This window comes from Paraburkholderia bonniea (assembly GCF_009455625.1).
In the GTDB taxonomy this organism is placed as follows: Bacteria; Pseudomonadota; Gammaproteobacteria; order Burkholderiales; family Burkholderiaceae; genus Paraburkholderia; species Paraburkholderia bonniea.
Window position 1 is genome coordinate 328000 of sequence record NZ_QPEQ01000002.1, and the last position, 24299, is coordinate 352298.

18 protein-coding genes are annotated in these 24299 nt (G+C 58.1%); 6 read left to right on the forward strand and 12 right to left on the reverse strand.

Annotated features, from left to right (window positions below):
* Nucleotides 1-14 precede the first annotated feature (14 nt).
* The 4 genes from GH656_RS15360 to GH656_RS15375 form a co-directional block, all read right to left on the reverse strand.
* Nucleotides 15-353 carry a Rap1a/Tai family immunity protein gene (locus GH656_RS15360; RefSeq protein WP_153076929.1) on the reverse strand — a complete coding sequence of 113 codons (339 nt, stop codon included), beginning with the start codon at nucleotides 351-353 and terminating at the stop codon, nucleotides 15-17.
* Between the two features lie 128 nt (nucleotides 354-481).
* A complete protein-coding gene (locus GH656_RS15365; protein WP_153076930.1) occupies nucleotides 482-1498 on the reverse strand; it encodes a DUF2891 domain-containing protein in 1017 nt (338 codons plus the stop codon).
* A 10-nt stretch (nucleotides 1499-1508) separates the two neighbouring features.
* The gene (locus GH656_RS15370; protein WP_153076931.1) at nucleotides 1509-2492 is read right to left on the reverse strand and encodes a DUF979 domain-containing protein; all 984 of its coding nucleotides are present in this window, start codon (nucleotides 2490-2492) and stop codon (nucleotides 1509-1511) included.
* Nucleotides 2489-3178: a DUF969 domain-containing protein gene (locus GH656_RS15375; protein WP_153076932.1), complete on the reverse strand. Its 690-nt coding sequence runs from the start codon at nucleotides 3176-3178 to the stop codon at nucleotides 2489-2491. The genes GH656_RS15370 and GH656_RS15375 overlap by 4 nt, the downstream gene beginning before the upstream one ends.
* A 354-nt stretch (nucleotides 3179-3532) precedes the next feature.
* Between GH656_RS15375 and GH656_RS15380 the strand changes: the two genes are divergently transcribed.
* Nucleotides 3533-4762 carry an amidohydrolase family protein gene (locus GH656_RS15380; protein WP_153076933.1) on the forward strand — a complete coding sequence of 410 codons (1230 nt, stop codon included), beginning with the start codon at nucleotides 3533-3535 and terminating at the stop codon, nucleotides 4760-4762.
* A gap of 286 nt (nucleotides 4763-5048) precedes the next feature.
* Here GH656_RS15380 and GH656_RS15385 read toward each other — a convergent pair whose 3' ends face one another.
* The 8 genes from GH656_RS15385 to GH656_RS15420 form a co-directional block, all read right to left on the reverse strand.
* A complete protein-coding gene (locus GH656_RS15385; protein WP_153076934.1) occupies nucleotides 5049-6344 on the reverse strand; it encodes an NAD(P)/FAD-dependent oxidoreductase in 1296 nt (431 codons plus the stop codon).
* Between the two features lie 72 nt (nucleotides 6345-6416).
* Nucleotides 6417-7316: an ABC transporter permease subunit gene (locus GH656_RS15390; RefSeq protein ID WP_153076935.1), complete on the reverse strand. Its 900-nt coding sequence runs from the start codon at nucleotides 7314-7316 to the stop codon at nucleotides 6417-6419.
* Nucleotides 7313-8293, reverse strand: a complete 981-nt coding sequence (locus tag GH656_RS15395) for an ABC transporter permease subunit (RefSeq protein WP_153076936.1) — start codon at nucleotides 8291-8293, stop codon at nucleotides 7313-7315. The genes GH656_RS15390 and GH656_RS15395 overlap by 4 nt, the downstream gene beginning before the upstream one ends.
* Nucleotides 8290-9450 (reverse strand): ABC transporter ATP-binding protein, encoded by a 1161-nt coding sequence (locus GH656_RS15400; RefSeq protein ID WP_153076937.1) that lies wholly within the window; start codon nucleotides 9448-9450, stop codon nucleotides 8290-8292. The genes GH656_RS15395 and GH656_RS15400 overlap by 4 nt, the downstream gene beginning before the upstream one ends.
* A gap of 141 nt (nucleotides 9451-9591) precedes the next feature.
* Complete coding sequence (locus GH656_RS15405; protein WP_153076938.1) at nucleotides 9592-10713, reverse strand: polyamine ABC transporter substrate-binding protein; 1122 nt, start codon at nucleotides 10711-10713, stop codon at nucleotides 9592-9594.
* Nucleotides 10714-10774: 61 nt separating this feature from the next.
* Nucleotides 10775-12214, reverse strand: a complete 1440-nt coding sequence (locus tag GH656_RS15410) for an aspartate aminotransferase family protein (protein WP_153076939.1) — start codon at nucleotides 12212-12214, stop codon at nucleotides 10775-10777.
* Between the two features lie 24 nt (nucleotides 12215-12238).
* Nucleotides 12239-13573 (reverse strand): glutamine synthetase family protein, encoded by a 1335-nt coding sequence (locus GH656_RS15415; RefSeq protein WP_153076940.1) that lies wholly within the window; start codon nucleotides 13571-13573, stop codon nucleotides 12239-12241.
* Nucleotides 13574-13604: 31 nt separating this feature from the next.
* Nucleotides 13605-14393, reverse strand: a complete 789-nt coding sequence (locus tag GH656_RS15420; RefSeq protein WP_153076941.1) for a gamma-glutamyl-gamma-aminobutyrate hydrolase family protein — start codon at nucleotides 14391-14393, stop codon at nucleotides 13605-13607.
* Between the two features lie 1017 nt (nucleotides 14394-15410).
* On the opposite strand from GH656_RS15420, the gene GH656_RS15425 reads away from it, so the two are divergent.
* The 5 genes from GH656_RS15425 (at nucleotide 15411) to GH656_RS17925 (ending at nucleotide 24242) form a co-directional block, all read left to right on the forward strand.
* Nucleotides 15411-16904 carry an aldehyde dehydrogenase gene (locus GH656_RS15425; RefSeq protein WP_153076942.1) on the forward strand — a complete coding sequence of 498 codons (1494 nt, stop codon included), beginning with the start codon at nucleotides 15411-15413 and terminating at the stop codon, nucleotides 16902-16904.
* 386 nt (nucleotides 16905-17290) lie between these two features.
* Complete coding sequence (locus GH656_RS15430) at nucleotides 17291-19837, forward strand: type VI secretion system Vgr family protein (RefSeq protein ID WP_153076943.1); 2547 nt, start codon at nucleotides 17291-17293, stop codon at nucleotides 19835-19837.
* Nucleotides 19838-19930: 93 nt separating this feature from the next.
* Nucleotides 19931-21271 (forward strand): hypothetical protein, encoded by a 1341-nt coding sequence (locus GH656_RS15435; protein ID WP_153076944.1) that lies wholly within the window; start codon nucleotides 19931-19933, stop codon nucleotides 21269-21271.
* A gap of 8 nt (nucleotides 21272-21279) precedes the next feature.
* On the forward strand, nucleotides 21280-23133 hold the full coding sequence (locus GH656_RS15440; RefSeq protein WP_246184331.1) for an esterase/lipase family protein: 1854 nt from the start codon (nucleotides 21280-21282) through the stop codon (nucleotides 23131-23133).
* A complete protein-coding gene (locus GH656_RS17925; RefSeq protein ID WP_217352301.1) occupies nucleotides 23130-24242 on the forward strand; it encodes a T6SS immunity protein Tli4 family protein in 1113 nt (370 codons plus the stop codon). The genes GH656_RS15440 and GH656_RS17925 overlap by 4 nt, the downstream gene beginning before the upstream one ends.
* Nucleotides 24243-24299: the final 57 nt, after the last annotated feature.

Genomic DNA, 24299 nt, shown 5'->3' on the forward strand with positions numbered 1-24299 from the left:
AGTGCTCTGGTGCTTTAGCGGCACGGCCATGCCTTGGCGAAGGCTTTGTAGACCAGCGTGGCGGTAGGTTGTGTTTGCTCTGCCGGGACCGTGCTGAGATAGCTCAGCACGGTCTCAAGTTTTTTCTTGTGGGTCGTGCCGGGTGGCATGCAGTACAGCGCAGGCTGGCGGCTCACGACGCTTTGCACGTTCACGCCGCCGGTGTAGCCCGCGAGAAATATCGCGCACAGGTCGAGGTTGGCGGGTTGGCTGCAGGCGTTGTAAAACGTCGCCGCTTGTTCGATGCTTTGCGCGGCGACGCCGCCAGAAAGTAGCGCAGCGCTGAGCGCAAGCGTGCTGGAGAAGAGTTTCATCGCGTGTGGGATGGGTTCGGATAAAGGTGCGCCGGACTATACGCGGCGCTTGCTCGGCGACATCTTCTTATTGCTGGCCGAGAACGGTGTTTGCCATACGGCGGAGCCGGTTCCGCCGGGTTGTTGCTTCAGGCTTCCAGCGCGAGCGTGGCGAAGGTTGCCAGCCAGTGCTCACCCATGTAATCCCCCGCGACGTGCGGCAGCGCGCTGGCCAGATGCCGCTCGGCGGCTTCATGCAGCACGTCTGAGCGGGCATCACCTGGAGGCAGAGCCCGTGCCAGCGCCCGCTGACACCACGCGCGGCTTAGGTTCAGGCCATCGAGATGGGCAATCTTGCCATCGCTGCGATCTGTGACTGTGGCTGGCGTGAATAGCGTGGCGGGCTGCCGCGCCGCCAGATCCGGCAGGAAGCGGCCCAACCATGTGATGAACGCCTCTGGCGCAAGCACCCTGCGCATCAATTCGGCCTCCATCAGCGCGGGCGATAAAAACTCGTCACCCGAGGGCTCCCACGCCTGGCAGGCGACGTCGTTGCCATACCAGCGCTGGGCGGTTGCAGTGATGAGCTGCGTCAACGCGGAATGCCCGGTGCGAGTGGCGAAATCCAGCGCTAAAGCCAGCGCGAACGCGGTGTTGAAATGCGTGCCGACCCGTAACGGATACGTCGCCTTCGGCAAAAATTCCATGAAACGTGCAACGAAGGTCTTGGTGAGCGGCGCGAGCGCTGTGGCCCAACCACGCGCCTGCGGCAACGCAAGCGCCAGCGTGTCGAGCTCGGCGGCCAGCGCCAGCAGCCAGGCCCAGCCGTAAGGACGCTCAAACCCCTGGTTGTGCGGCAGATCCAGATAGGCCTGCTCCTGCGCGAAGTTGGCGGCGGTGAAATGCTGCCCGGTGAGCGTCACGATCTGCGCGGCCTGCGGCAAATCAGGAAAACGTCCGAGCAAATGCAGCACTAGCCAGTAGCCATGCACGCTGGAGTGCCAGTCGTAGCTGCCGTAAAACACCGGATGCAGTGCGCGCGGGCCTTGGACATCCTCCGGCCCAGCCAGGGTGTGCGTGAGTTTGTTTGGATACTCGCGTGGCAGATGAGCGAGCGCCAGCGTGGCGAATTTTGCGGCGAGGTCCGCCGTGAGTTGAGTGGTCATCAGGGCCTCGTTAGAAACGGAATACCAGGAAATACATCAGCAGCACATTGACCGCCAGCAGCAGCAACGCGGTGGGCACTTGCGCCTTGATTACGCCGTTCTTGTCGCGCAACTCCAGCAGCGCTGCCGGGACGATGTTGAAGTTGGCTGCCATGGGCGTCATCAACGTGCCGCAGAAACCGCACAGCATGCCAATCGCGCCCATGATGGCCGGATTGCCGCCGAACTGCTGCACGATTAGGGGCAAGCCAATGCCAGCGGTCATCACCGGGAATGCGGCGAAGGCGTTGCCCATCACCATGGTGAAGAGCGCCATGCCCAGCCCATAAGCCGCGATCACGGCAAAAGATGAACTAAGCGGCACCCATGCCTGCACCAGATCCGACACCACGCCACCCACTCCGGCCACCGCGAACAGTGCGCCGAGCGCTGCCAGCATTTGCGGCAGGATCGCGGCCCAGCCAACGGAATCCATGGTCTGGCGAGCTTCCTTGAGCGCCTGAATGGGCGAGTCGCGCAACATGACCAGCGCGACAGCAAAAGCCACCAGCGTGCCAAGCACCAGTGAAATCAGCGTGACGTTTTTAGTCTGGATAAACGGCAGGTATTTCAGCGTGAAGGTGCCTGCCAGCGTCACCAGCGGAATCAGCAGTGCTGGAATAAACAGACGGCTGCCGAAACGGCGCGCCTGGTTTTCACGATGTGTCAGACGTGCGTTCGCGCAGGCTTGCTGCTCGCCGCTCTCTGGCGCGGCGTTGCTTGCCAGGGCCTTGCGGCTAAGCTGGCCCGAGCCCGCGATCAGCGCGAGCGCAAGCGCCATGCAGCCAGTGACGAAATGCGGCAACACCCCGCCGAACAAAAACGTCGCCGCGTAAATGCCCCAAAACAGAAAGCTGGCACCGCGCCGCGAGCGGCTACGGTCGGCCAGGTTAAACAACGCGAACGCGGCAAACATCAGGCCCGCGATTAGATAAAGCCATTCGAGCGTAATCATCGTGCAGCACTCCGGGCGGCAAGGCTCAACTGGGATGAGAGGCTGCGATCGAACAACATCAGCCGCACGCAGTGAATGATGAGCGCCGCGATGGCCGTCGGGATTGCCCAGACCGACAGATGCAGTGGCTCGACCACGATGCCGTTTTGTTCAAGAAAGCCTTTGATAAGCAGGATCGACTGGATGGCAATAAAGATGTCTTCGCCAAAAAACACGCCGATGTTGTCGGCAGCGGCGGCGTTCGCGCGGATTTGCTGGCGCACTGCATCGGGCAATTCGCCATGCTGGTTCACGGCGGCGGCTTCGGCCATCGGTGCAATCAACGGACGCACCATTTGCGCATGCCCGCCTAGCGAAGTCAGGCCCAGCGCGGCGGTGGCCTGGCGAATCACGAAATAGAGCATCAGCACCCGGCCAGCCGTGGCGGCCTGCACCCGCGAGATCAGATGGCGCGCTTGTTCTTTCAGGCCGTTGCGCTCAAGTAGCGCAATCACGGGCAACGTGAGCCAGATCAATCCCATGTAGCGGTTTTCGGCGAAGGCGCGGCCAAAGGCGCTGACGATTGCCACCGGGTCTAGCCCGCCCGCCAGCCCGGTGGCGATGCCCGCCACCGTGACCACCAGCAGCGCGTTAAAGCGCAGCGCAAAGCCGATCACGACAATCGGCACCCCAATCAACACCAGCATGGCGTCTCTCCTGTATTTCCGGTTCTGTTTCTGCGCGCGTCTGCGCGAGCGGCGGCGCAATCTTGTTGGCCACGCGGTGGCGGCCCGGCGTGGCGGCGCGAATTTATCACAGGGTAATTTCGGGATATAGCGGCGGGAAGCTATGCAAGCGATAAGGACGATGGAATGTGCTGGCGCTATTTAGTTTGAGCGTGGAACGTTTGCCGGAGTCTGGTTACTTAACGAAAAGTATTAAGCGTGTGGCGGTAAAGCTGAGGGCAGGGCTATTTGTAGCGCCGCTGAATGAGAGTGTTAAAGAGAGTTGTTGTGTTTTAACAGTAAACAAGAAAATTAGCTGATTGCTTGGGGGTTTGAATGAAAGCGAGTAATGTTTCTGGAGTTTCTGGAAAAATTATTTTTTCAGGTGGTGTTTCGAGTCCGAATAAAAATCAGGTTAGATCAAATAATAGTGGATATTCGATTGACTTAAATTCTGACGCCTCCAGTAGCAGTAAGGCAGGAGATTATTTTCAGATATTTTGTGGTGAAAAATCATTAAATAGAAGTTATACACCCTTGAGTCAGTTTGAGCTAGTAAAGGGACGGCCGTTAATTGGCGGTAGTCCGCCCCGGAAAGATGATTTCTGTCACGGCACTGAATGCGCCATAGATTTTGCTAGATATATTGAAAATTTTCCGGCGCTTACAAATCAGGCGATTGCCGGAATAGTCGAAAAAATTGAACTGGCAAACACAGGCAAGCCAGGCACTTGGGATGTTCATATTGATTCATGGTTTGAAAAATTCGCGCGTGTATTTTGTGAGTCGTTCTGTTACGAATTCTTTAATGAAGAAGAAATTCCTCGCCTGCAGATATATGGCATGGCGCAGAATTTTCATTCTGCCGGAAAAAATGGACAGCTGGTTTTGAAAACGGCTGAGTTTCTTGCATTCATTATCCATTTTGTCAACGATGCAGATCGTCAGGGGAAAATTGTTAAAGATAAAATGAACGCCATTCCATTTCTGAAAAACGTACCCCCTGATCTTGAAAATTTTCATGATCTATTGGCGTATATTAAAGATATTATTAAAAAAACCAGAGGCTCATGCCAGGAGGAGGATCGTGCGATTTCCCATTGGAGAGTGAAAATACCTGGGCCGGCGCTTACTGCTTCATTTAAAAGTTTGTTTGCCAGTGGCAATGCTGCCTATGCTGGTTATCCTGTTTTCGTAAAGCTATTGCGGCAATTTATGGATGGGAAAAATGGCGGAAACGGCTATGACACGCTAGGCAAGATGAATGATCTTCGTCAGGAAATTGAGAAAATTATCGATAACATGATAATTCCTCATTTTTCTACCGATGAACTAAAAAAAGCGATTAATACCCAGTTCGCAGAGTGCGATGCGCTTAATTCAATTTTTGACCGGAAAATCATGCAGATAGCCCAGTCCATGAGCGCCGCCGCTGCATATATTTATCTTAAATATATAAAGAGCGGGCCATTTAATAATCTGATTATCTATAGCCACCCCGAGAAATTTATAAAAAAAGCGGCGGCTCAATTGCAATGTGAAGTAGCTGCTGCAGTGAAGCGCTAGGGAATTGGATTTATGTATTGCTACGGAAAATATCGGTAAACGAAAATTGATGCCATCTGGCGATCTAGTGATCTGGCGATCGGTCAACTGGAAAATGGCACCGAAGTCCTGCAAGTAACCCGGAAAATCAGCGATGACGAATGGCTGTTTTCTTTTTCCGGGGTACTGAAATTTAACTCCGGTACTTGCTTTGAAGTGCCGTCGGATTATGTTCCGGTGGGTGTTATCCGGCCAGATTCAACTAAAACCGAAGCGGAGATTGATGACAAATCCACGGCTTATCACGTTAGAGCCAGTCCCGCATCCGGTACCACGCCATGGCTAGCACTAGTGCGGGCATTCTGAGCCACGGCCCGCCGGGGAAATCCCGGTGTTGGACTCGGGCGAACAGGTCGAAACGCTCGGCCTGGCCATGAATGGCCGCGGCGATTAGTTCGCCCGCGAGGCCGGTGGTGTTCACCCCATGGCCCGAAAACCCCTGAGCGAAATACACGCTTGGGGAGAGGCGGCCAAAGTGTGGGGCGCGGTTGCGCGTGATATCAACGAAGCCGCCCCACGTGTAATCGAGCTTGACGTCAGCGAGCTGCGGAAACGTTTTCAGCAGGTCGCGCCGCATCGCTTCAGCAAGCTGTCGCGGTTCGCGCGTCGAATAGCTGACCTTGCCGCCCCATAACAAACGCCGGTCGGGCAGCGGGCGGAAATAGTCGAGCACGAAGCGGCTGTCGCATACCGCGGCATGAGCGGGCATCAGCGCGCTGGCGCGGGCGGGATCGAGTGCTTCAGTGGTGACCACATAGGTGCCGACCGGCATGATCTTGCGCGCGACGTCCGGTGCCAGTGCGCCGAGATACGCGTTACATGCCAGCACGACAAATTGCGCTCGCACGCTGCCGCGCGCGGTGTCGATGCGATGATGGCCGCTTGCTTCACGCCGTATTGCCGTCGCGCGGCTGTCTTCGAAAATGCGCGCGCCAGCGGCCGTTGCGGCCCGTGCGAGACCCAGGGTGTAGTTGAGCGGATGCAGATGGCCGCTATCGGGATCAAACAGTCCGCCGAGATAACGCGACGACTGCACGTAGCGCCCCAGTTCGCCACGTTCGATATAGCGCAGGCGGTCGTGGCCGAAGCGGCGCTGCGCAGCGTCTTGCGCCTGGCGTAGCGCGACGGTATCGCGCGTTTTGTTCGCTACGGTCAGATAGCCGGGTGTCAGGTCGCAGTCGATCTGATGGCGTTCGATGCGCGCGCGGATTTGCGCCAGCGTTTCTTGCCCCATGCTCCAGACTTGCCGGAGTTCATCGGCGGATAGATATGGGCTGAAGGTGTCGATGTCACAGGCGTAGCCGCCGATCATCTGCCCGCCATTGCGCCCGCTCGCGGCCCAGCCGACTTTCGCCGCTTCGAGCACCGCGACTGAATGTCCGCGTTCCACCAGATTGAGTGCGGTCGAGATGCCAGTCAGGCCCGCGCCGATCACACACACATCAACGTTGAGCGCCGTATCGAGCGGGGCATGCCGCGTGCTGTCGTTGGCCGTGGCCGCGTAGTACGACGCGGCATGCGGCTGGTTCGAGAAGGGGAGCATGGGTCGGGTTAATCACGCAGTAAGAGCATTGAAGAGACCGTGGGCCGTGGGCGATGGGTTGGGGTTCATCGCCTAGGTTCGGGTGGCGGCTGGCACATCCGGATAACGCGGGGCATCGGTCTGGGTATCTGCCGCGCTTGCGGTGCACGCTAGCTGCATGTCACGCGTGCGGCGCCGTTCGCGTTTCAGCAGCCCGTGGTTGATGCCGATGACGCCGATGGTCACGCTGCTGATAAACAGCGTGGCAAGTGCATTCATCTCTGGATTCAAGCCCAGCCGCACGCGCGAAAACACGATTAGTGGCAGGGTGGTTGAGCCGGGGCCGGAGAGAAAGGCCGAGAGCACCAGATCATCAATCGAAAGCGTGAACGATAGCAGCCAGCCCGATACCAGCGCTTGCGCAATGAGCGGTAGCGTAATCAGAAAGAACACTTTGAACGGCGTCGCGCCCAGGTTCAGCGCGGCTTCTTCGAGTGAGCGGTCGAGCTCTTTCACGCGTGACTGCACGACGATGGCGACATACGACAGGCACAGCATCACGTGGCCGATCCAGATGGTGGCGATGCCACGGCCGTGCGGCCAGCCCAGCATTTGTTCGAGCGCGACGAATAGCAACAGCAGCGAAATGCCCTGGATTACCTCGGGAATTACCAGCGGCGCATTCACCATTCCAGCGAACAGGGTGAAGCCGCGAAAACGGCCAAAGCGTGCCAGCACGAAGCCCGCCCACGTGCCGATCACGACCGAGGCGCAGGCGGTCATCAGGCCGATTTTCAGCGATAGCCAGGCCGCCGCCAGCAGTTCCCGGTCATCCAGCAGCGCGGCATACCACTTCAGCGAGAAGCCGGACCAGACGGTGACGAGCCTGGATTCGTTAAACGAAAACACGACGAGGCTGAGGATCGGCAGATAGAGAAACGAAAAACCGAGCGTGAGCGCTGTGCATGACAGCAAGCGGTTAGGGTGGGTCATGGGGCCTCCTCGAATTCTTTTACCTGGTAGTACTGGAACAGCGCCATCGGCACTAGCAACAGCAGCACCATGGTGACCGTGACAGCGGCTGCCATCGGCCAGTCCATGTTGTTGAAAAATTCATCCCACATCACGCGCCCGATCATCAGCGTGTCGGCCCCACCCAGCAGCTCTGGAATCACGTATTCGCCGACTGCTGGAATAAACACCAGCAAGCTGCCCGCGATGATGCCGTTTTTCGACAGCGGCAAGGTGATGCGAGTGAAGGCCGTCCAGGGTTTGGCCCCGAGATCGTAGGCCGCTTCGAGCAAACGCAGATCCATCTTCACCAGATGCGCGTAGAGCGGCATCACCATGAACGGCAAATACGAATACACCATGCCGAGATACACCCCAGCCTCGGTGCGGTACAGATGCAGCGGGCTATGAATCAGGCCGAGCGCGAGCAGCAGATGATTTAGCAGGCCTTCATCCTTAAGGATGCCGATCCATGCATAGACGCGGATCAGGAACGAAGTCCAGAACGGCAGCATGACCGCCATCATCAGCAGATGGCGTGTGCCTGGCGCGCTGCGTGCGATGTAGTACGCCATGGGAAAACCGAGCAGCAGGCAGCACACCGTGGACACCCCGGCCATCTTCACCGAGCTGAGCCAGGTTGCCACATACAGGCTGTCTTCCAGCAAGAACGCGTAGTGGCTGAACTGCAACGACAAATGCAGCGCACCATCGCGCAGCGTCGCTAGCCCGGTGTATGGAGGAATGCCCAAGTGCATTTCAGCGAAGCTGATTTTCAGCACCAGCACGAACGGCAGCGCAAAAAACACCGTCAGCCAGACAAACGGCGGGCCAATGACCAGACTGCGTCCCGAGGGCCGTAGGCGCGCGAGACGCTGCCTGAACCAGGATGGCGTGACGCGGGGGCTGGCAGCGGCTGGGCTGAGTGGCAGCGAAGGGGAGGAGGTGGTGTGTTTCATTGGGTGAGCACCACAGCGCTTTGGGGTGACCAGAAGACAAACACTTCGTCGTTCCAGACCGGGGCCCCGTCGTTCATTAGCAAGGTGCTGGACAGATTTGCCACGATGGTTTTGCCACTTTCGAGGCGCACGTGATACAGCGAATAGCCACCCATGTAAGCGACGTTGCTCACCACACCGCGTGCGCAGTTATGCGGTGATGCAGGACGCTCGCGCGAAACGCTCACGCGTTCGGGCCGCACGGAAATGCCGACGGCCATGCCCAATGGCCCGGTGATGCCGTGATTAATGTGCAGGCGGGTTTCAAGCTCAGGGCTTGCAACAAAAATATGATCCGGTTCGTCTTCCACCACGACGCCTTCGAACAGGTTGGTCGAGCCGATGAAGTTCGCTGAAAAGCGGCTATTCGGATATTCGTAAACCTCTAGTGGCGAGCCGGTCTGAATGATGCGGCCTTCGCTCATCACCGCCAGGCGGCTGGCCATCGTCATGGCTTCTTCCTGATCGTGCGTGACCATCACGCAAGTCACATCCACTTGCTCGATGATGCTGACCAGTTCGAGCTGGGTTTTCTGCCGGATTTGCTTGTCGAGCGCGGACATCGGTTCGTCCAGCAACAACAGCTTGGGCCGCTTGACCAATGCACGTGCCAGCGCCACGCGTTGTTGCTGGCCACCAGAAAGCTGATGAGGTTTGCGTTGCGCGTAGCGGTTCATCTGCACGAGCTGCAAGGCTTGCTCAACCCGTTCGCTGATTTCACGCCGTGGTGTGCCTTCCTGGCGCAAGCCAAACGCGACATTGCCCGCCACGGTCATGTGCGGGAATAACGCATACGACTGAAACATCATGTTGACCGGGCGGCGATACGGCGGCAGTGCGGCGAGGTCTTCGCCATCAATCAGGATGCGCCCCGAGGTGATGCTTTCGAGACCGGCGAGCATGCGCAGCAGGGTCGATTTGCCACAACCGGAACTGCCTAGCAAAGCGAACAGTTCATTGCGGGCGAGATCCAGATTGACGTGATCGACGGCGATGCTGCTGCCAAAGCGTTTCACCACGTTTTCGAGCCGTACGAACGCGGGCGCGGCGGCTGGAGCAAGCGCTGAGGGCTGTAGCCGGGGCACGGCGCTGGGGAGAGAGGACGACATCGGTTGCATGATCTAGCGGTTCTCCTTGCGACAGACTGCAGGGCGCACGCCGGCCAGGGCGCTAAACGGCGCGCCAGGTTGCGGCACTGCGAACGAGAGAGACAGACTGCGATTGCGGCTGAAGCGGGAATGGCTCAGTGGTGACGGGGTTTAGTGCCCGGTCTTGAGTTGCGCCCATAAACGGTTCATCAGGCGATGGACCTCGGGCGGCACGGGACGCATCAGGCTCATGCGGGACAGCACCTCATCTGCCGGATAGAGACTGGGGTCTTGCGCGAGTGCGGGTGCGATCAGCGCGCGTGCGCCATGGTTGGCACCGGGATAGAACACCGCGTTGGTGATTGAGGCGCTGACCTTCGGCTGCAGGATGTAGTTGATCCACTTCATCGCAGCCTGGGGGTGTGGGGCATCTTTGGGTATGACCATCATGTCGAACCACAGAAGCCCACCTTCGCGCACATTGGCAAAGCGGATCTCGTACGGCAGATGCGCTTCCTGTGCCCTGCGCCGTGCAATCCCGACATCACCCGACCACGCCAGGCTGACGCAGACATCGTGATTCACCAGATCGTTGATATAGCCCGATGAATTGAACTGCGTGATGTACGGGCGAACCTTGCGCAGCATGTCGAACGCTGCGTGATAGTCAGCCGGGTTGGCGCTGTTTGGGTCTTTGTGCAGGTACTGCAGCGCGGCGGCGAAAACATCGCTGGGCTGGTCGAGAAAAGACACCCCGCAGCTTTTGAGGCGCGCCATATTGGCTGGATCAAACACCAGTGCCCAGCTATCGACTGGCGCGCTTTTGCCGAGTGCCTTGCGCACCGCTTCGACGTTGTAGCCGATGCCATCGGTGCCGTAAGCCCAGGGCACGCCGTACTGGTTGCCCGGGTCGGCTTCTTCCAGCCGCTTCATCAACACGGGCGATAAATGCGCGAGGTTGGGGAGCTGCGCCCGGTCGATCTTTTGATAAACCCCTGCCTGAATTTGCCGTGCCATATAGCTGGAGGTAGGCACCACGATGTCGTAGCCGGAGCTGCCTGAAAGCAGCTTGGCCTGCAACGTGTCGTCGCTGTCGTAGCTGTCGTACTTCACCGTGAGGCCGGTTTGCTGTTCGAAATTCGACACCGTGTCGTGCGCGATGTAGTCCGACCAGTTGTACACGTTCAGTTGCGCTTCGGCGGCCATGGCGGCAGGATGGCCCAGCCATGCCACGAAGCTGGCAGCAGTTAGCGCGGCCCCCGCCAGCGCTAACCGTATGTGACGCACTCTCATGATTTTTATCCTTGAAGGCCGGGCTTCAGGCCTGGTGCCTGAGCCCGCCATCAGATGGTTGTTATGCCCGGGCAGCCAGGCCGAATTGTTCAGCCGTTGCGTCTAGTGCGCCTTTGGCTTTGGCAATGATCTCGTCAATCTCGCTGCGGGTAATTACCAGCGGTGGCGATAGCAGCATTCGATCACCGGTGGCGCGCATTACGAGGCCGCTGTTAAAGCAGAAGTCACGGCAGACGGTGCCAACTTCACCACCATTGGCGAAGCGTTTGCGCGTGCGCGGCACTTCGGCGAGTTGCAGGCCTGCGACTAGCCCCGTACCGGCAATTTCGCCTACCAGCGGGTGCTGCGCGAAGGTTTCACGCAACTGCTGCTGGAAGTACGGACCGGTGTCGTGCTTGACGCGCTCGACGATTTTTTCGTCACGCAACAGCTTGAGGTTGGCCACTGCCACCGCTGCTGCTACCGGATGCCCGGAGTAAGTCAGACCGTGGTTGAACTCGCCGTTGTCGATGATGGCGTGAGCGATGCGCTCATGCAGCCCTACTGCACCCATCGGCACATAACCGCTGGTCAGGCCTTTGGCCATGGTGATGAGATCGGGCTCGAAACCGAAGTGCTGGTGTGCGAACCATTCGCCCGTGCGGCCAAAACCACCGATCACTTCGTCTGCGACCAGCAAGATGTCGTACTTGCGGCAGATACGCTGGATTTCCGGCCAGTACGTAGCGGGCGGGAAAATCACGCCGCCTGCACCCTGGAACGGCTCACCGATAAAGGCCGCGACGTTTTCCGCGCCCAGCTCCAGGATTTTGTTTTCCAGTTGTCTGGCGCGGGCCAGACCAAAGGCTTCTGGGGTTTCGTCAGGCTGGGCTTCACCGAAGTAATACGGCTGGTCGATGTGCTCGATGTGCTCCACTTGCGAGAGCATTTGCTCGTGCATGTAACCCATGCCGCCGAGCGTGCCGCCTGCGATCGTGGACCCGTGATAGCCGTTCTTGCGCGAGATCACGTATTTTTTCTTGCGCTGGCCTTGTGTGGCCCAGTAGTGGTGAACGATGCGCAACACCGTGTCGTTGCCTTCGGAGCCGCTGTTGCAATAGAAAAAATGCTTGAACGGCGCGGGTGTCAGTTCAGCCAGCAGCGCTGAAAGTTCGATCACCGGCGGATGCGTGGTTTTGAAAAAGGTGTTGTAGAACGGCAGTTCCTGCATTTGCCGGTATGCCGCTTCAGCGAGTTCCTTGCGGCCATAACCGACATTGACGCACCACAGGCCGGCCATGCCATCAATCATCTTCGTGCCATCGGAGTCCCAGAGGTACACACCTTTGGCCTTGACGATGACACGGCTGCCCGCGCGATTGAGCGCGCCCATATCGGAGAACGGATGAAGGTGATGCGCGGCATCGAGCGCGCGGTATTCGTCGGTGCTGCGCTGCGGCGCGGCGCTGGTCGCGCTTTGTGCGGGAAGCACATAGGCGCTGGCTGGTTCAAAACGGGTCATGTAATCGCCTCCTTGAATTCGGACTTAGACATGCAACAACAGATGCTTGCGTTCCCACGAACTGATGACGCGGAAAAACGCTTCGTATTCGGTTTCTTTCAGCGCGAGGTAAGCCTTGACGAACGATTCGCCCAGAATGCCCGCCATTGGTTCGCACGCGCCCATCAGCGTCAGGCCTTCTTCCAGGTTGCGTGGCAACTGATAAGGCAATTGATAGCCATCGGTGGTGAGCGGCTCGGTGGCGCTGAGTTGTTGCGTCATCCCGAGGTAGCCCGCAGCGAGCGTGCCCGCAATCGCCAGGTATGGGTTGCAGTCCACCCCTGGAATGCGGTTTTCGACGCGTCGTGCGGCAGGGCCCGAGTGCGGGATGCGAAAGCCAACCGTGCGGTTGTCATAACCCCATTGCACGTTGATCGGAGCGGCCATGAAGCGCGACAGACGGCGATACGAATTGATATAGGGCGCGAAAATTGGCATCAGCGCGGGGGTGTATTTTTGCAGCCCGGCGATATAGCTATGGAACAGATCGGTTGGCTGGCCGTCGCTGCCGGTAAACAGGTTGAGCCCGGTTTCTTCGTCGACGAGGCTCTGGTGAATATGCATCGCCGAACCTGGCTCGTTTTCCATCGGCTTGGCCATGAAGGTCGCGTACATACGGTGGCGCAAGGCCGCTTCGCGCACCGTGCGTTTGAACAGGAACACCCGGTCTGCCAGATTCAGCGGGTCGCCGTGCATGAAGTTAATTTCCATCTGTGCTGCGCCTACTTCATGAATCAGCGTATCTACTTCGAGTTCCTGAATGTCGCAGTACTCGTAGATGTCTTCGAACAAAGGATCGAACTCGTTGACGGCTTCAATCGAGTAAGCCTGGCGGCCCGTCTCCGGGCGGCCTGTGCGGCCGATGGGCGGCTGCAGCGGCAAGTCTGGATCCTTGTTCATATCGACCAGATAAAACTCCAGCTCAGGCGCGATCACCGGCTTCCAGTCTTTAGCCTTGTACAGCTCCAGCACCCGGCGCAATACCCGGCGCGGCGAGATTGCCACCGGTGAGCCATCGAAGTGCACGCAGTCGTGGATCACCTGGGCGGTCGGATCGACTGCCCACGGGATCAGGCGAATGGTCGAAGGGTCAGGGACGCAGACCATATCGGGGTCGGTCACACCGGTCAGAGTGCCGTCTTCCGGGTATTCGCCGGTGACGGTCTGGATCATCACCGCCTGCGGCAGCCGCATCGACTCCCCTGATTCGAACTTGTTGCGCGGAATGATCTTGCCGCGCGCAATACCGGCCATGTCGGGGATGATGGCTTCGATTTCGGTGATGCGGTGTTTCTTCAGAAATTCGTCGATGTCGTGCATGAGAGTCTTCCTGGTTAGGCAAGGGGCTGGCTTACGCGGGCTGGGCGGCGGATGCCGCGTCCCGGCTGGCCCTGAGGCGCATCCGCTCGCGGCATGCTGCACCGAACGCGCGGAAGATCGCGGTGGAAAGTGGGTCGCTGCCGTGCTGCCATTCGGGATGCCATTGCACCCCTAGCGCGAAAGCGTTCGGCGCGGCAACGCTAATGGCTTCGATGAGTCCGTCTGGGGCGAGTGCTTCGGCCACGAGGCCCGCACCAAGCTGAGCAATGCCTTGGCCGTGCAGCGAATTCACCCGTGCCCTGGTGCTGCCCGCGAGGCTGGCCAGCAGCCCGCCTGGCGTCAGACGAAGGTCGTGCGCTGGGCCGTATTGCAGATCGAGCGAGTCGTTCTTGTTCTCGCGGTGATCGGCGAGCCCGGGCACGTCGTGAACCTGCTGATGCAAGGTGCCGCCGAACACCACATTCATTTCCTGAAAGCCGCGGCAGATGGCTAGCACCGGCACACCAGCGTGAAGCGCCGCCTGCATGAGCGGCAGCGTGGTGGCATCGCGTGCGGCGTCGTGCAGCGTGCCGGGTGCGCTGGCGTGGCCGCCATAACGCTGCGGCTCGACGTTCGAATAGCTGCCGGTAAACAGCAAGCCATCGAGTGCCGCGAGCAGCGCTGTGGCCGCTTGACGCTCGCCCAGTGCCGGTACGACCAGGGCCAGCGCTTGCGCGCCATCGACCACAGCGGTGAGGTACTTTTCACCGGCGGCGTGCGTTGGGTGAAGTCCGGTGATGATTCGGTCGGCACTAACACCGACGAGCGGTTTGGCTGTCATGGTTCAAGCAGTTCAGGTACGAAGGCAGTGGCTGGTTCATGGCAAAGCGCATTCGCCGCTTTAGCTGCTTTAGCGGAAGAACGTTGGTGGCCGTGATCGCGTGAAGCTCTCGCCGCATGCAGCATCACGCGTGCCTGCTGTGCCGCAAGGCGTGTGTGAGAACGGCATACGGTACGGCAGCCTGGTGCTGCGTGATAACGCAATCACGGATGAAACTGCACACGCCACGCGAATTCACGCGGACATGCAACGAGTGGCAACCGGGTGCTCAGGAGAGAGGCGCTAGGGCAGGAGGGACGCGACTTCGTCGGTCCGTACGGCGATGAATGCGCGCGCGCATACCGCGTTATGACGCCGCACGGAGCGGCGCGAGAGAACTGTGAGGAGCGAACCCGTGCGGCGGCTGGTCATGGGCTGACGGCGGTTCGATCTCACCAAAGGGCCTTTGACTTTCACGATGGCACTCAAATTGCGAGGGTTAAAAGCATTGAATCCGGCTTCATCTGGAACGCAATACGATTTAAGGTAAAAATCATACCAAAAGGTGACGGATTATTGCGTTTCAGTGAATAAAAAATATTTGAAAAATATGCTGGAATGAAGTAATGCAGAAATAAAAGCGGGGTTTCTGTATTTCACTTGATTCCGGTCCTCAGGATATACCAGTCGGGCATCAGGTCAATTTCTTTTTCCTGATTTAGCCTTAGGATTTACCCGGGTCAGGGATAAAACATTATGCTTTCCAGATGTTTTCGTTTTATGCAATAAATTTTCGTCTAAAAGTTATGCCACTCTGGATAAATTCAGGCGTTACACCTAAAGTAACGGCGTTTGAAATAATTAGGATCTTTCATCCTTGACGGCTGCCCGTAACACCGCTTTGATGCTCCGGGCGCGCATCAGGCTGGCAGATTCAGGCGGAAAATTTGCCGCCTGGTTTCTGCTTGCGCACTTCACCTCACTTCGCACTTCGTTCGATTACCCACCACTCTTTACCGTTTGCAACGAGGCATTCAGATGGAACAAAAGACATTCGCGTACTGGCAAGGCAAGGCTGACGCGCTGACGTTTGAAGGACGCGCGCTGATCGACGGCGAATTCCGCGCAGCGCAAAGCGGCCGCACTTTTGAGTGCATTAGTCCAATTGATGGCCGGGTGCTGACCACCGTGGCCGATTGCGCCGCAGCCGACGTGAATACGGCCGTGGCGGCGGCACGCCGCAGTTTCGCCGCAGGTGTATGGGCTGGACAGAATCCACGTGAGCGCAAAGCAGTGCTGTTGCGCTGGGCTGCACTGATTCGTCAGCATGAGGAGGAACTGGCGCTGCTTGAAACGCTTGATGCAGGCAAGCCGATCTGCGATACGACCACGGTTGATGTGCCCGGCGCGGCTTATAGCATCGAGTGGTATGCCGAAGCCATCGACAAGATCGGCGGCGAAGTCGTGCCCAGCGACCACCATTTGCTCGGGCTGGTGACGCGTGAACCGATTGGCGTGGTTGCGGCGGTGGTGCCATGGAATTTCCCGCTGCTGATGGCGGCATGGAAATTTGCGCCAGCGCTGGCGGCAGGCAATAGTGTGGTGCTGAAGCCTTCGGAAAAATCACCGCTGAGCGTATTGCGCGTAGCTCAGCTTGCTCATGAAGCGGGGATACCGGCAGGGGTGTTCAGTGTGTTGCCCGGGGGCGGCGAAGTGGGCAAGCTGCTGGCCTTGCATAGTGATGTGGATTGCCTGGCATTTACTGGCTCGACAGCAGTAGGAAAACAGATCATGCAGTACGCAGGGCAATCCAATCTGAAACGGATCTGGCTTGAACTGGGCGGCAAGTCGCCAAACATCGTGCTGGCAGATTGCGCTGATATCGGGCGCGCCGCACAGGCTGCAGCCGGAGCGATTTTCTACAACATGGGCGAGATGTGCACCGCAGGCTCACGCTTGCTGGTTCAACGCGACATCAAGGCCGCGTTGCTCGACAAGCTGGTCGCAGCGGCCCGGCGGTACAAGCCAGGCAATCCGCTTGACCCGGCCACCTCGATGGGCGCGATCATCGACCAGGTGCAGTTCGAGCGCGTGCTTGGATATATCGAAACCGGGCGCAGCGAAGCCCAGTTGCTGTTAGGCGGTGAGGCGGTGCAGCAGGACAGTGGTGGCTTTTATATCGAACCGACGGTTTTTGATGTGCCGCACGCAAACGCGAAGATTGCCCGCGAAGAAATTTTCGGACCGGTACTGTCGGTGCTCACGTTCGATACGGCTGAAGAGGCAATTCATCTGGCCAACGATAGCGACTATGGTCTGGCCGCAGCGGTCTGGACCGCTGACCTGACCCAGGCGCACGAGATGGCGCGTCGTTTGAGAGCGGGGACGGTTTGGGTGAACTGCTACGACGAAGGCGGCGACATGAACTTCCCGTTTGGCGGCTACCGCCAGTCTGGCAATGGACGCGACAAGTCCTTGCATGCGCTGGAGAAATACACGGAGTTGAAATCGACACTGGTGCGGTTGCGATAGGGCGTGGGACGCTCGGGGCGAAACGATGTTTCGATGGAGATGCCTGGGGCGTCCTCCTGGCGATCAGGTTTGCTGGGGGTTTTAACGGGGGTTGATGGTGTTTGCAGACGGGGTTTAGGCCGTGCCTGTAGTTTCTGGGTTGAATGGTCTTCTGCCGATTGCTTTCTTAGCGGTTAATTTTTATCTGCCTAGCTATGCTGAATACCATCATGTATAGATAAGAATCTATGAGAAAAATCGGATTTTTCGTTTTAATTATGTTTTGCTAACGATTAAATAAAAAATCTTTCGTTTTTTGATGTTCATCGGTTATCTTCGCTGTCCGAATGTTATGACAGAGACGGTCATGCATGCATATTGCATGTATGACAGGGAGGAGATGCCCGATGGAACGATGGCAGCAAAGCCGCGATGTGCCACTGGCCAGTGTGCGCACGGGGCAGCAACGGTATTTTCTGGAGGTGAAGGGGCCGGCCAATACTCGAAATGGCACTGGCCTTTCCATCGTGTCATTCGACGCCATAGAGCGTATCGGTGACCCTTATCGCATTGACATTAACGTCACGCATCCCGATGCACTGACGGTTAGCGATTACCTTGGACGTGATGCCATTTTCTCCATCACGCCGCAGGATGGCAGCTCACCGCGCGTGTTCTCCGGCTGCATTACCCGCTTCTCCGCGCTCAGCAGCAGCGCTGATATTCACACCTACCGCATCGTCGTCGAAGCACATATCGCGCGGCTTCGGCTGACCCGCACTAGCCGCATCTATCAGCATCAAAGCGCGCCACAGATCATCGAAGCGATCCTGCGCAGGCATGGTTTTAAAGGACATCAGTTTCAGTTCCGGCTGCGGCGCAAGTATCCGCAGCATCTGTTCCGCTTTCAGTATCAAACCGCTGACTGGGCGTATATCCATTTGCTGATGGAGCAGGAGGGCATCTATTGCTACATCCTGCCTGGCGAGTTTGGCGATGTCGTGGTGTTTGGCGATGACATCGACCACTACGTGTATCAGCCCCGGCTGGAAGTGCCATACCGCGAAACAGCCGGGCTCGAAGCTGGCATCGAAGCGGTGCATGCGTTGCAGACGCACACGCAAACCGTTCCGTCATCGTTTCGCGTCGCGGACTACAACCCTGACAACGCGTGGGAACGTTTCAGCGCTGAAGCCAGCGTGACTCGTGACGACAGCACCACTTACGGCCAGCCCTATATCTACGGCACGCATCACCTGGACGAGCCTGGTGCGAAGTGGCAGGCGCAACTGCGGCATGAAGCGGCGGTAGCGTGGCAGGTGCTTTATGAGGGCGCAGGCAACGTGCTGGATCTGCGGCCTGGACGGGTGATGTGGCTGCGTGACGAGACGCCAGAAGCTCCGTTTGACGTGTATGGCAACAAGCCAGAACCGGTGCGGCCTGCGCCGCCTGGACAACTCATCATCGAAGTCACGCATAGCGGCGCGCGCGACCGCGCTTATCGCAACACCTGGCGTGCGATTCCTTCTAACCGGCGTTTCCGTCTGCAGATCAGGGACGACGTCTGGCCAAAAATCAGCGGCACGCTCAGCGGCCGTGTGACCTCACCCAACGAATACAAATACGCGCACCTGACACAGCAGGGGCGCTATGTGGTGCGCTTCGATTGCGACTTCGATGCATGGAACCCAGGTGGCGAAAGCGTGCCGCTGCGGCTGGCCAAACCGTTTGCAGGTGCGTTGCAGACGGGTATGCATTTCCCGGTAATTGATGGCACGGAAGCCGTGCTGGCATTTCGTGACGGTGATCCAAACAAGCCGTACATCGCGCAGTTTCATCACAACAGTATTCAGGGTGATTTGGTGACCAGCCAGGAGCGCTGGTTCTCACGCAACGTGATCCGCACGCGCAGCGATAACAAAATCCAGCTCGAAGACTGGAAGGACGAGGAGCACGTCAAGCTGTCGACGGAGCATTCGGGCAAGAGTCAACTCACGCTCGGACATATCGTCAGTGGCAAGCGGGTAGAAGGACGGTGCGAGAAACGCGGTGAGGGGTTTGAACTGCGTACCGATGCGCATGGCGCGATTCGGGCGGGGAAAGGGTTGTTTATTTCAGCCGATGAGCAGGTGAGGGCGCAGGGGCCGCAACTGGATATGCAGGAAGCGCACAGCCTGCTCCAGCAAGCCTTGCAGCAGAGTGAAGCATTAGCCAAAGCCGCTCAAGCCGCGCAGGCGATTGCAGCCGATTACGGCAAACAAAAAGCGTTGTTTGATGACACGCTCACCGCACTCAAACAAGCCGGAATACTGGCCAGCGCCCCAGCGGGCATTGCGCTGACCTCGGGCCAGCACCTGCAACTGAGCGCAGCAGAAAACCTGATCGCCACCGCTGGCAGTAGTGCGGATATCAGCGTGGTGAAACGCTTTACGGTCGCGGCGGGCGAAGCCGTGTCGCTGTTCGCGCACCGGCTGGGGATGAAACTGTTTGCGGCGAAAGGCAAGGTGGAGATTCAAGCGCAGAGCGATGAAATGCGCCTGATGGCAGAGCAAAACATGACGATCACCAGCACCAGGGGGCGCGTCATTATCGAAGCCAAAGAAGAGCTGCTGCTCAAATGCGGTGGCTCTTATCTACGCATGTCATCAACAGGGATCGAAGATGGAACGCGTGGCGACAGGGCGATCAAATCAGCTTCGTTTGAAAAACAGGGGCCGGCCTCGCTTGCCCAGCATCTGAATAGCCTGCCCAAAACGGCCTTCAACGATCCGTATGTCATCCGCAACAAAATCACCGGCGAAGCGCTGCAACACCAGTCATACGAAATCGTGCGTCAGGACGGCACGCGAATCAAAGGAATAACCGATGACATGGGCCGAACCAGCGTGCAGAAAAGTCACGACATCGAAAACATCGTTATTCGCATACTAAAAAATCAGAGGGATGCGCTATGAGACACAGCAGCCTGCCCCTTCACCCGCCAGATCAAACCAGGCATCGCACGCCATATCGCAGCGACACCTGCAATGCCCTGAAGCAAGCGAATCATGGCCGTTGATTTTTCATTGCTGCCGACCGTCGAGCCGCGCCAGGACACAGCGCCCTCACGCATCGTCTGGAGCGTGACATTTGTCGTGATGTACCTGGCTGGCGTGCTTGGCGTACTTTTTTTCTGGCCGAAAGGCATGCCTACCCATACATGGCAATTCTGGACCAGCTTAGTTCTGTTCCCGGCAGGCATCCCCGGGTGGCTAGTGCTGCGCCGTTACAGCGCTTACGAGGGCCGCAAACTAAATGCCATCCTGGATGATGAAGCCGCGCAGAGATACAACGCGCGCGTGTTCGAGGCAGCAAGTATTCCGCTGGCGCTGCTGGGCAGCGCTCACCGGTTTTCTGCCGATCGCACAATCAATACACCCGGGAGCATCAGAACCGGCAAGGTCGTACTAAAGACACAAGACCCGATCGCCTCCAACGGCGAACCGGTGAAAGCCCGCTGGTTGATTGTTCCAGGCATGCGCACCACATCTGGCAGCAATGAGGATGAGCGCCACCGTCGCCGTCACGTCACGACCTGGCTGTTCGATGAATTGCTTGATGAACTTCTGCTGCCCATCCGGACACTGCCTGCCAGGCTGGATCTGAGCGTCCAGCTGTGCATCGCAAACGGCTTGACCCATCAGGAGAATGAAGCGTTATGGCAGGCATGCTGGCATGCACGGTCGCTGCGGAAAATGACGCTCGCCCCGATGGCAGAACCACCCGCAGACCTCATCACACTCGACCGATGGATGGACCAGATCCCCGGGCAGGTCAACGTCCATGCCACGCTGATGATTGCCGTCCAGCTGCATCCCCTGCTGGCAGGCACACCGCCTTCGGGTCACTCGGAAGCCGGCGTGGCGTTGCTGCTGGTGCCAGACATCCTGGTCCGTCAGCACCGCATTCCTCATAGGACCACCCTGCATCGCCCGGTACGTGGCTCACTCGCCCAGCCGGGCGAAGCGCTGGCGCATGCGCTGCAATGGGCTGACGTAACGGCTAGGCATATCGCCACTGGCTGGCAAACCAGCCTCAAAGCAAACAAAACCATTTCGTTGTACGAGCCATCCGGAAAGTTGGGGCAGGGTTTAGACCTCACCGCTCTTGACCAGACGGTGGGGTATGCCGGTATCGCTGCACCCTGGCTGGCCGTGGCTTGTGCCGCCGCGTCGCGGCATGCCGATAGCGCCGCCCAAATCATTCTGGCTGGCCAGCATAGTCACGTCGATTGCGCAGTCGTAAAACATGCGCCGGAGGCACTCATCGCCGACGGCCTGCCTGACGGTTTGCGCCCGGCTTGTTCTAGCGCTACGTCCCCAGGCCCGATCAAGCCTTCTAATCTGTGAGCAGACTGATGAGCAGCTATACACCTGACAACACACCGCATACGCAGGATGAGCCCCATGCCACCGCCGTCGAAACAGAAAACGGGAGTGACAAGGTGCAGCTTTCCAGCCGGTTCGATACCGATGGCACCCCGGTCGCACACGCCACGCTGACACACGACAGTGACCAGCGTTGCAAGGAAATTCTGGTGGATAACCGTCACGCCATTCCGGTTATTTTTTTGCCGGGCGTGATGGGTTCACTGCTGGCGAACAGGGACACCGGCGAAGCCGTGTGGCATCCGCCGAATATTGACCGGATAACGTCAATCATCCCCGGAGTGCTTTCTGTCATCGCGGACTGGTTTGCCAGCGCGGTTAAACGCGCGACACGCTTTGATCCGATACCTGCCGTGGTTGATCCCCGGGGTCCGGTTGATGCTGGAGACAGCGGCTTAAGCGAAGAAGAAGCGCGGAGGCGTGGCTGGAGCACGGTCCACCGCTGGAGCTACCAGCCGGCACTGGCATGGCTGGAATACACGCTCAACCACCCCATGCTTAATGGCGAGCCGCATGGCGAATGGGCGCATGGCGATAACAAAGGGAAAGAGGCCGCCCTCAAGGCCGTGCTGGGCACCGCTCCATCTGGCTATGGCGGTCAGGGTCCAGGTGAACCCATCACCGAAGATTCGGAAGTGTTCAAAGCCCTGGCGCGTTATCGCTATCCGGTCTACGCCATCGGCTACAACTTTCTGCAATCGAATGAAGTGTCGGGACAGCAGGTGCTGGATGGGGTGGATTTTAGGCATCCCAAGACCAGGAAGACGATGCGCATCATGGGCATTCGGGAAATCTGCCGGGAGAATGACACCAGCAAGGCCATTCTCATTACGCACTCGATGGGTGGTTTGGTCGCACGGATGGCATCGCAGTTTTGCGGCGGCGCTTGTGACATTCACGGCGTGATCCACGGTGCGCAGCCTGCAACTGGCGCACCGCTGTTTGCCAGGAGGTTTCGCACGGGTGGCGAAGACTTCATTGCCGGGAGCCTGGTTGGGCGGAACGACGCGGAGTTTGTGGCGATTGCCAGCAACGCGGAAGGCCCAATGGAGCTGGCCCCGATGCCGGATTACTACGATGGCAAGTCGTGGTGGATCGTTAAGGATAACGATGGTAATGAGCGATTGTGTTTGCCGCAGGAAAGTGCGCTAGACGAGATTTATACGAAGGATGCGTGGTACGGCCTGCTGCCGGATAGTTCTTTACTGGATCCGGCGGGGATTGTGAAGAAAAGGCTGGAAGAACAGCAAAGTCCTCTCAGCGTGCATGAATACTTTAAGCAGAGGATGGACCTCGTTGTGAAGCGACACAGGATGCTGCTCAATAACTACCACCCCAACACCTATGCACTGTATGGAGACGGTGCACTCGAAGCATCTGAATCCTCCGGTGATGCACAAATCCAGCCCCGGCAAGAAGTCAGCCTGCCGGAAAGAGACTTGCTAACCTGGGGACGGGTGGTGTGGCAAGGCGATCTTCCCGCCTCACTCGGGGATAAAAAAGCGGACGAAGCGGAGCTGAAAGCCGCTCAATTAATTCATGACGATCACCATGGAACATTGACGCTCAGGGTACGGGGCCAGACGGTCAAACTACGTGTCAAGAAAATAGGCAAAGAGCCCGACGGTGAAGACATTATTGGTGGTGATAACACCGTGCCCACCTGGTCAGCCGAAGCGCAAAGCCGCGGTAACGGCGTACAGATGGTGTTCGTGCAGGGAGGCTACAAACACCAGTTCTGCTTCGATCATCCATGGACCCGCTGGGCGACGCTGTACAGCATGGCCCAGATCGCGCACAGCATCGGGAAGAAAACAACATGAGCCGCTATCCAAACCCCTCGCGCGTGCTGCGTGCATCGCTTTTTTTTCTAATGTGCAGCCTGTCCGCCTGCGTGTGGGCAGGCCCTCTGGAGCCTGTGATGACAAATAACCCGCTGCTTGCTGACCCGCGTCCATGGTGCATTGGCCGTCTTGTGATCGACCGGACTGTGCATGGCGAATTGAGCTATGAAAAGTACGAATACTGGGGTGACAAGATCGAGATTACCCACGGTGTTAGTGCCGGAGCTTTCCAGCACAAGGTCAGCATGCGTGAGAACGAGCTGCGCACTAAAAAACGCACCATCCTTATTTCATACAAGGAGTCGGTAAAACGAGGTCTGCCCAATGGCATTGTAGAAACCGATGTCCCCTGGTTAGAACAATCAACTTCCCCAACGCACAATTCCCGCCTGTTGATTTTTAAAGAGGATAGTGGAAGGCCCGATGCTCTCCTCACCCAGGAAGTTTATGTCCTGGCTGGCAGCACCATGCTGGTCATGACGCATCTTCTCAGGCATAGCGACATTCAGCGGTCTATCCAGCTCAGTACGGATGTCTACCCGTACATCACCCACCGCGACAACTGGAGCATCCCGACCGAACGCGGTTTCTGCATCGACGGAGCCCTGATCGGTGGCCCTTCGCGCAACAGCGAACTCGCCGAACAAACCATCGTGCTGCAACCGGGGCGACCCTCTGCCTTCGTGATCAAAACACGCAGTGCACTAGATATCGATCAGCAAGCCTCACTGCTCAAGAGCTTGCCGGAATTGCGCCGAACCTTGCGTGAGCAAGGCTATGGCAGCGTGCAGATTTTGCGCGAAGGCAAGCGCCAGGTTGCAGGCATGGAGGTGGAAGAAGTTTTGTTTTCCATCAAGGAAGGAGCGATCCAACTGTTTCGCTTCTATCTGCTGATGCCGGGTGTCTATCACTCAACACTACAGCCACACACTGAAATCCAGTTGATGCTGGGAGATGCATTAACGGATGCCGACAAGAGCAGTGGTGTAAAGCCCGATGAAGTGTCTTCCCCCGTCGATGAAGCCGGTGCCCTCGAGGTATGGGACACGTTGCTTAACAGCCTGCGCGTGAGACCGGGGGCGTTGTGATGGCGCGCCATGATTTACCGCAGCGGGAAGAAAGCGGCATGAGAAACGATTCTGGGT